Origin of the sequence: Effusibacillus lacus, from assembly GCF_002335525.1 — a bacterium.
Classification (GTDB): domain Bacteria; phylum Bacillota; class Bacilli; order Tumebacillales; family Effusibacillaceae; genus Effusibacillus; species Effusibacillus lacus.
Map to the genome: position 1 here is coordinate 1 of NZ_BDUF01000079.1, position 519 is coordinate 519.

1 protein-coding gene is annotated in these 519 nt (G+C 51.8%); it reads right to left on the reverse strand.

Annotated features, from left to right (window positions below; translation table 11 throughout):
• Window positions 1–519: helix-turn-helix transcriptional regulator (locus EFBL_RS14445; RefSeq protein ID WP_149029967.1), on the reverse strand; the 519-nt coding region annotated here is incomplete at both ends.

A 519-nucleotide genomic window follows, 5' to 3' on the forward strand; every position in this document is an offset into this window, starting at 1 on the left:
CAAGCGGAAAGTCCGCAGATCCTCCCGTTCGTGGCAATAGCCAATCAGGTACAAATGACCGCCGCGCGGCACCAGATAATAAGGGTCGATCATGCGGGTGGTCAGTTCTTCCCGATACATGGAGAAATAGGTGCAGTGAAGAGTCACTTCCCGGATGATGCCCTCAATGATCTTCTGCATCACAGTTTCCTGTTCCGGCTGCATCTGCTCCGAGTGGATGCGAATCCGTTTCCCCAACTGCAGCAGTTCATCGTTGACTTTAAACCGCGTAAGAATCTTCTCCATGGCCGTTCGGAACGACTGTTGAAAGGGGTGATTCTTCAGCTTGGATTGTCCGTACAAAATCGGGTAAAGGGAGATTGCAAGATACTCTTCAGCTGCCAGGCGGCCCTGTGCCTGAACAATATTGTCAATCAGGTAATAGCCTTTGTTCCCCTGCAGCAGGATCTGGATTCCGGCTTCATCCAACCGCTTGATGTCACGGTAGATACTCCGTACGGATGTACCGCACAGTTCCGC